A 7,382-nucleotide genomic window follows, 5' to 3' on the forward strand; every position below is an offset into this window, starting at 1 on the left:
GCAGGCAAGCCAGCTCCCACCTTTTGAAGTGTGAATACATACAAAGGTGGGAGCTGGCTTGCCTGCGATGAGGCCATCAGCCCCACTGAAACTCTAAAGAATCACCGCTCCAATCAACCCACACACCACCCCCACCAGCATGGTCAAGCCGGCCACCGTCACCAGCACCCGCGCATCGAAATCCTTGCGCAGCATCAACAGCGACGGCAGGCTCACGCTCGGCAGGGTCATCAGCAAGGCCACGGCCGGGCCGGTGCCCATGCCCAGGGCCATCATGGTTTGTACGATGGGAATCTCTGCCGCTGTCGGAATCACAAACAGCGTGCCCACAATCGCCAGCGGCACCAGCCACACCAGGCTGTCGGCCATCGCCCCGTCTACATGAGGGAACAGCCACACCCGCGCCGCGCCGAGGATCAGCACCGCCAGGATATACACCGGGATAGTGCTCCAGAACAGCTGCCACAGGGTGCGCAACCAGCGGCTCAGGAACGGTTGCGACTCCACTGTGCTGACGTCGGCAACGGCTTCAAGTGCTGCTTCCGGCACCTGGTCCGGGCGCGCAATGCGCTGTGCCACCAGGGACACGCCCACCACCAGCACAATCCCCGCCACCAGCCGCAGCGCGGTGAAACCCCAGCCCAGCACAAAGCCCATGAACACCAATGTCGCCGGGTTCAATACCGGGTTGGCAATCCAGAACGCCAGCGCCGCGCCGACCGACACCTGCTGGCGGCGCATGCCCGCCGCCACCGGGGCCGCGCAGCAACTGCACATCATCCCCGGCAGGGCGAACAGCCCACCGCGCAGGGTCGAGCCCAGCCCGGCGCGGCCAAACAGGCGCAGCAGCCAGTCGCGGGGGATCAATACCTGCAGCAATGAACCGAGGATCACTGCCAGTACGGCGGCTTTCCAGATGGCCAGGAAATACACCTGGGCATAGGCCAGCGCCGCCGCCAGAGGCGAGCTTTGCTGATCATTGAGAATCGAGGCGCCAATGCTGTGGTTGTCGGCCGCTACAAACGCCTTTAGGTAGTAGGGCGACCACTTCACATAGTAGAGGCCGATGCAGGCCACCAGGAGAAACAGCGCAGGTTTGCACCAGAATGCCCAGCCGCGGTTGGGCTGGGTGGAAGCGAGGTTGGACATGGAGATGATCCGCAGGTGAGTCGATAGCCCGGCATCATACGCCCCTGCGGCCCAAGCTTCAGATATCTGCGCTGACCTGGGTCGGGTCCGGGCAGTTTTCCCCGCCGTTATTCAGCCCTTGCTTGTAGTTGCGGCTGAGCAGCGAAGCCTTGCCGTTGTGCCAGGTCAATGTCAGCACGTACAGGGAGTCGTAGTCATTTCCAGACCAATCATTGGTAATGGTGTGTTTTTCGCCGGCGGCTTCGCTGGCGACTTTGTTGATCAGTTCCGGCAAGTAACCATGGGACCAGGCCGTGTAGATGGTCGCGTTGCGGTACTTGTCCTCGACCAGTTCTTCGGCCAGGGCACTGGTGTCATTCGCTGAGAACTCGATGTTCACCGGCAGGCCGAGCTTGATCGCGCTGGGGCTGATGGTGATCAGTGGGCGAATGTAGCTGTAGGAGTTATCCAGTTCGCCTTCCTCGACGTTACGCGTCGGGTTGGCAGCGAACACATAGTTGGCTTTGCCGAACTTTTCCGGCAACAGAGTCGCCAGGTTCATGGCGCGGTTCAGGCCCTGGCAATTGAGTTGGCCCAGGCCTCCGGCCGGTTTTTCGCCGTGGCGCAGGAATACCAGGGTTTGTACGCCATCGACCGGTTGCGCACGGCTTTCACGGGCGTCCAGGGCGGTGACGATGGCAGCGCTGACCAGCAGCAGCGGCAATACCATGTAGGAATAACGTTTGAGTCGTGGCACAAGGCGCAGAGGCTTGATCTTCATGATAGGTTCGAGTCTTCGTGCGTCGGGTTAAGGCGGACAAGCCCGGCCCCAGTGACGCATCAGCGTCCTGCGGTGTTCCCTGTCGATATAGCAAGCAGCCTCCATTCATTGTTCGGGCGCTCTTAAGAGTGCATTCGGGCGCTTTGGTTCGCCCACGCGGGATACTAGCTGGCAAATGTTGCGCAACGATGACCCATGCACGATGGCAGGCAGATGACTATCATGGGGACTTTCCGACCAGGGGGTTCTCGATGAACGCACTCGCCGCTTTCCCGATCAACAGCAAATGGCCCGCCCAGCACCCGGAACGCTTGCAGTTGTATTCGTTGCCTACGCCCAATGGCGTCAAGGTGTCGATCATGCTCGAAGAACTGGGCCTGCCTTATGAGGCGCACAAGGTCAGCTTCGACACCCAGGACCAGTTGTCTCCCGAGTTCCTGTCCCTGAACCCCAACAACAAGATCCCTGCGATCATCGACCCCAACGGCCCGAGCGGGCAGCCGTTGGCGTTGTTCGAATCCGGCGCGATCCTCATTTACCTGGCGGAAAAGACTAGCCAGTTGCTCTCCGAAGACCCGGCCACACGCTATGAAACCCTGCAATGGTTGATGTTCCAGATGGGCGGCATTGGCCCGATGTTTGGTCAACTGGGGTTCTTCAACAAATTCGCCGGCAAGGCGTATGAGGACAAGCGCCCGCGTGATCGCTACGCCGCCGAATCGCGGCGCTTGCTGGGCGTGCTGGAAAAGCGCCTGCTGGGCCGCACCTGGATCATGGGCGACGAGTACAGCATCGCCGACATTGCGATCTTTCCGTGGGTTCGCAACCTGATCGGGTTCTACGAGTCCGGTGACCTGGTAGGCATCACCGATTTCCCTAACGTACTGCGCGCGTTGGACGGCTTTGTCGCACGTCCTGCGGTGATCCGTGGCCTGAACATTCCGAGCTGATGCATGCCGACTTTCGATTTTCAACAACTGGACGTATTCAGCAGCGTACCGCTCAAAGGCAACCCCTTGGCCGTGGTGCTGGGGGCCGATAGCTTCACCGACCAGCAGATGGCGGACTTTGCCAATTGGACCAACCTCAGCGAAACCACGTTTTTACTGACGCCGCGCGACCCACGTGCTGACTATCGGGTAAGAATCTTCACCACCCTCAAAGAGCTGCCGTTCGCCGGGCATCCAACCTTGGGCAGTTGCCACGCCTGGTTGCAGGCTGGCGGCGTGCCGCGTGGGGAGGAGATTATCCAGGAGTGCGAAATCGGCTTGGTGCGTATTCGTCGCCAGGGTGACCAACTGGCGTTTATCGCGCCGCCATTGTTGCGTGCAGGGCCCGTGGAGGCGCCGTTGCTGGAGCGCGTACGCCTGGCATTAAAGCTGGCGCCCGAGGCGATTGTGCGCAGCCAGTGGGTCGACAATGGTGCGGGTTGGCTGGCGGTGATGCTGGCTGATCGTGACGCGGTGCTTGCGTTGCAACCGGACTATGCGCAACTGCTGGGTCTGGCCGTAGGGGTGATCGCACCCTGTGATCCGACGCGTGATGCGGTGGACGCGCAATTTGAAGTGCGCGCTTTTGTCGCCGGCGATGGCGCCGCCGAAGACCCGGCCACCGGCAGCTTGAATGCCGGCGTGGCCCAATGGCTGCTCGCCGAGGGCCTGGCGCTCAGCCGGTACGTGGTCAGCCAAGGCACGGCGATCGGGCGAGCGGGGCGTATTCATATCGAGCGCCAGGGCGATGAAATCTGGGTGGGCGGCGCCGTAGCGTTGTGCATCGAAGGGCGTCTACAGCTGTAGATCAATGAATTGTTACGCACTCGGCAATACACTATTGGCCCCTCGGCATTTGTGTTGCCGGGACTTGGGGGCATAAGCTTTCGCCCCAAAGTGTTCAGCCATTTTTCAGGATTGCCATGACCAGCCAGTTCCCCCAAGCCCGCCCACGTCGCCTGCGCCGCTCCCCGGAGCTGCGTGGCCTGTTCCAGGAAAGTGAGTTCACCCTCAACGACCTGGTACTGCCGATTTTTATCGAAGAAGAAATCGACGACTTCGTGCCCATCACCAGCATGCCGGGTGTGTTGCGCATTCCTGAGAAAAAACTCGCCGGGGAGATCGAGCGTTACGCCCGCGCCGGCATCAAGTCGGTGATGACCTTCGGCGTCTCCCACCACCTCGACGCCAGCGGCAGCGACACATGGAAAGAACGCGGCCTGGTTTCGCGCATGTCCTCGATCATCAAGGACGCCGTGCCGGAAATGATCGTGATGTCCGACACCTGCTTCTGCGAATACACCGACCACGGCCACTGCGGTGTGATGCACGGTGCCCATGTCGACAACGACGCGACCCTGGTCAACCTCGGCAAACAAGCCGTGGCCGCCGCCCGCGCCGGCGCCGACGTGATCGCCCCGTCAGCCGCGATGGACGGCCAGGTCCAGGCCATCCGCCGTGCCCTGGATGACGCCGGCTTCACCCACATCCCGATCATGGCCTACTCCACCAAATTCGCCTCGGCCCTCTACGGCCCCTTCCGAGAAGCCGGCGGCAGCGCGCTCAAGGGCGACCGCAAAAGCTACCAGATGAACCCGATGAACCGCCGCGAAGCCGTGCGCGAATCGCTGCTGGACGAACAGGAAGGCGCCGATGCGCTGATGGTCAAGCCTGCCGGTGCCTACCTCGACATCATCCGCGACATCCGCGAAGCCTCGCGCCTGCCGGTGGCGGCGTACCAGGTGAGCGGTGAGTACGCGATGATCAAGTTCGGCGCACAGGCCGGGGCGATTGATGAGGATCGAGTGGTGCGCGAGACGTTGGGGTCGATCAAGCGGGCGGGGGCGGATTTGATATTTACGTATTTTGCGATGGATTTGGCGTTGGCGGGGATTTAAGGATATCGTTTCTCCCCTGTGGTGAGCTGGCTAATCACAGGGGGAGGGGCACTCATAACTTAGTTGAATTTTTCGTAATCTTGCGCACCTAGTGACACCAACCATTTCCTGAAGAAATCAATTTGTTCCTGTGGGTCGTTTGTTAGGTTCTCCTCTTCGTAGTCAAACAAATGGACTATGTCGTCGTTGGTAGCTTGCTGACCTAAAGTCATTTCGTATGCGACGAGCCCCGCGCTCATCTGAGAAGCCATTCTTGAAGGTGTAACATTTATTTTTGCCCCTTTGCATAAAAAAGTTATATGCGGGAAGTCTGCTCTGATTTTTGCGAGGCATATATATAGGTCATGCCCTTCATAAACTTTTTTAAAGTTATCGGCCTCTGAAAATGTCATGATGAGCTTCCTTGGGTCATATTTGACGGTGACCTCCTTGTGCTCGTTTTTGATTATCACCTTTATATTTTTGGTTTTCATTTTATTTCCTGTTGGGGTTTGGTATGGAATATCCAACGTAAGTTCCATCAGATTTTACTGGGGTGGCGCCTAATATATCCTCTGGGTCGATTTTGTTATGGATAGCGAATTCTAGCTCTTTAGGGTACGGCGCCTGCTTGCCTAGTTCTGTATTTATATCATGCCCCTCAATACTCTTAAGTGTGTACAAATAGCCTTTTTTATCTCCGTAGCTGGTAGCAAAAGTGATCCCGACTGCCCGTGATGGCGATGTGCTTATGAAATTGCTGGGAGGGTCATTACTGTCAATTGCGTGTAGGTACAAATCTTCGCTATCGCCTTTGCTTTTAAAGCCATTTTTGAATACCTCGTTTGGAGGGGTTTTGTCTCCGCGAAAAAGATACTCTTCGTCATTATGAGGAGTCGGAACGTTGGGTTCTGATTTCTTACTTGATGCTGGAGTTGAAGGATCTTCAGCGCCTAAGGATGGTTCGCATCCTACCGTACCTGGGCATCTGTTCAGTCCCAGCGGGTCTACCCAACCTGTCGGATTGGGCACATACCGGTACCCATTGATCCCACCCGCCAACTTCACCGGGTCCGGTGTCAGGTAACGACCAATATCCGGATTGTAGTAGCGATGGCGGTTGTAGTGCAGTCCGCTTTCCGCATCGAAATACTGCCCTTGAAACCGCAGTGGGTTGTCGATTTTGCCCACGTCGAGCCGGGCGATCTGGCCGAAGGCGCGGTAGTGGGCGGACCAGACGATTTCGCCTTCGGGGCTGGTCAGTTCCTGCGGGGTGCCGAGGTGGTCGAGTTGGTAGTGGTAGGGCTTGGTTTCTTTTGGGCCGAAACCTTCCAACAGGGCCAATGGGCGGAAGCTGTCGGGTTCGTAGAGATAGCTGCGATGGCGCTCTGCATGGTGTTCGGCTATCAGCTTGTCGCCTTGCCAGAAAAACTCGGTGGTTTTGTCGTCCACGGTTTTGCTGATGCGGCGTCCAAATGGGTCATAGCGATAGCTGGCGGTTTCGCCGTTCGGCTTTGTGATGCTGATTAACCGATGCTGGCAGTCGTAGCGGTATTCGGTGATGAGTTGCTGGCCCTTGCCGCGCCGCTCACGAATCAAGTTGCCAAAGGCGTCGTAGTCGTAGTGGCGGTCGCCCTGGATCATTAGACGATTCGCCGCGACGATGTCCGGGCCGGGGCGGTCTTGCATCAGCAGGTTGCCGGCCGGGTTGTGGGCGAAGCGTTCCTGCACGTCCTGGGAGTGATCGGCGCGGGTCAGGCGATTAAGCGGGTCGTAGCGGTAAAGGTGTTCGCCTTTGCGAGTGTCGACCAGGCGGGTGAGGTTGCCGCTTTTGTCGTAGTCGTATTGGCGTTGGTAGAGGTAGTTTTGCTGCTGCGTAACGGCGTGGGCGTGCAGACGATTCTGGTCGTCGTAGTGGTAGTGGCTGAGCAGTTGGCCTTGCTGGCGCTGATGCTCGCGGCCGCTCTTGAACAGATGTGAGGTGAGCACTTCACCGTTGAGTTCGACGGTAGCGAGGTGGCCGCCTTTATCGTGGGTGAAGGTGACGCGGTTATTGTCCGGCAGGCACAGGTTTTTCAGCTGGCCGCAAGCGTCGTAGCCGTAGCGCAGGGTGCCCCAGCCCTGGTGTTCGGCGGTGAGGCGGTTTTGGCGGTCGTATTCGTAGGCCAACGCCCAGTGGCCGTCCTCGACGCTGAGGAGGTTGCCCTGGCGGTCGTAGGCATAGTCGACAACGCTGGCATCGGGCAGGGTTTTTCGGACGAGGCGACCGGCGTGGTCGCGCTCGTAACGAGTGATTAGCTGACTGCCATCGTCGCCGTATTCGGTCTTCTCCAGCAGGTGGCCGTTGAGGTCGTAGGCATACGCGGTGCGCTGGCCGTCGAAGCCGGTTTCCTGGCGGATCAGACCGTTGGGGTGGTAGTCGAGTTGGTAGGTTTCGCCGGCTTCGTTTTCGATCTCGGTGAGCAACAGCCGAGCGTTGTCGTAGCGGTACTTGACCTGGGTGCCGTCGGCGTTGAGACGGCGGCTGATCAGGTGCAGGCCATCGGCGTATTCGTAGCGGGTGACGTGGTCGAGTTCGTCGCGTTCGGCGATGATTTTGCCGTAGGG

At 58.9% G+C, this 7,382-nt stretch carries 7 protein-coding genes; 3 read left to right on the plus strand and 4 right to left on the minus strand.

The genetic code is table 11. The features are described from left to right. Positions 1-93: 93 nt before the first annotated feature. Positions 94-1,149 (minus strand): permease, encoded by a 1,056-nt coding sequence (locus tag BT204_RS25750; protein ID WP_032903692.1) that lies wholly within the window; start codon positions 1,147-1,149, stop codon positions 94-96. Positions 1,150-1,207: 58 nt separating this feature from the next. Beyond that, complete coding sequence (locus BT204_RS25755; protein ID WP_072448718.1) at positions 1,208-1,909, minus strand: histidine phosphatase family protein; 702 nt, start codon at positions 1,907-1,909, stop codon at positions 1,208-1,210. A gap of 251 nt (positions 1,910-2,160) precedes the next feature. On the opposite strand from BT204_RS25755, the gene BT204_RS25760 reads away from it, so the two are divergent. The 3 genes from BT204_RS25760 (at position 2,161) to hemB (ending at position 4,796) form a co-directional block, all read left to right on the plus strand. Beyond that, complete coding sequence (locus BT204_RS25760) at positions 2,161-2,859, plus strand: glutathione S-transferase N-terminal domain-containing protein (protein WP_034135269.1); 699 nt, start codon at positions 2,161-2,163, stop codon at positions 2,857-2,859. Between the two features lie 3 nt (positions 2,860-2,862). After that, positions 2,863-3,705: a PhzF family phenazine biosynthesis protein gene (locus BT204_RS25765; RefSeq protein WP_072448720.1), complete on the plus strand. Its 843-nt coding sequence runs from the start codon at positions 2,863-2,865 to the stop codon at positions 3,703-3,705. A 116-nt stretch (positions 3,706-3,821) separates the two neighbouring features. Then, a complete protein-coding gene (gene hemB / locus BT204_RS25770) occupies positions 3,822-4,796 on the plus strand; it encodes a porphobilinogen synthase (RefSeq protein ID WP_054922266.1) in 975 nt (324 codons plus the stop codon). Between the two features lie 59 nt (positions 4,797-4,855). Here hemB and BT204_RS25775 read toward each other — a convergent pair whose 3' ends face one another. Together BT204_RS25775 and BT204_RS25780 are read right to left on the minus strand one after the other, a co-directional pair. Then, positions 4,856-5,269 (minus strand): hypothetical protein, encoded by a 414-nt coding sequence (locus BT204_RS25775; protein ID WP_072448722.1) that lies wholly within the window; start codon positions 5,267-5,269, stop codon positions 4,856-4,858. A gap of 1 nt (position 5,270) precedes the next feature. Next, on the minus strand, positions 5,271-7,382 hold a 2,112-nt coding region (locus BT204_RS25780; protein WP_175550989.1), incomplete at its 5' end, for an RHS repeat-associated core domain-containing protein.

The organism is Pseudomonas sp. NFPP02, assembly GCF_900119355.1.
Classification (GTDB): domain Bacteria; phylum Pseudomonadota; class Gammaproteobacteria; order Pseudomonadales; family Pseudomonadaceae; genus Aquipseudomonas; species Aquipseudomonas paracarnis.

Coding starts and splice junctions, on each gene's coding strand:
- BT204_RS25750 (WP_032903692.1), bottom strand. CDS start 1,149: ATGTCCAACCTCGCTTCCACCCAGCCCAACCGCGGCTGGGCATTCTGG.
- BT204_RS25755 (WP_072448718.1), bottom strand. CDS start 1,909: ATGAAGATCAAGCCTCTGCGCCTTGTGCCACGACTCAAACGTTATTCC.
- BT204_RS25760 (WP_034135269.1), top strand. CDS start 2,161: ATGAACGCACTCGCCGCTTTCCCGATCAACAGCAAATGGCCCGCCCAG.
- BT204_RS25765 (WP_072448720.1), top strand. CDS start 2,863: ATGCCGACTTTCGATTTTCAACAACTGGACGTATTCAGCAGCGTACCG.
- hemB (WP_054922266.1), top strand. CDS start 3,822: ATGACCAGCCAGTTCCCCCAAGCCCGCCCACGTCGCCTGCGCCGCTCC.
- BT204_RS25775 (WP_072448722.1), bottom strand. CDS start 5,269: ATGAAAACCAAAAATATAAAGGTGATAATCAAAAACGAGCACAAGGAG.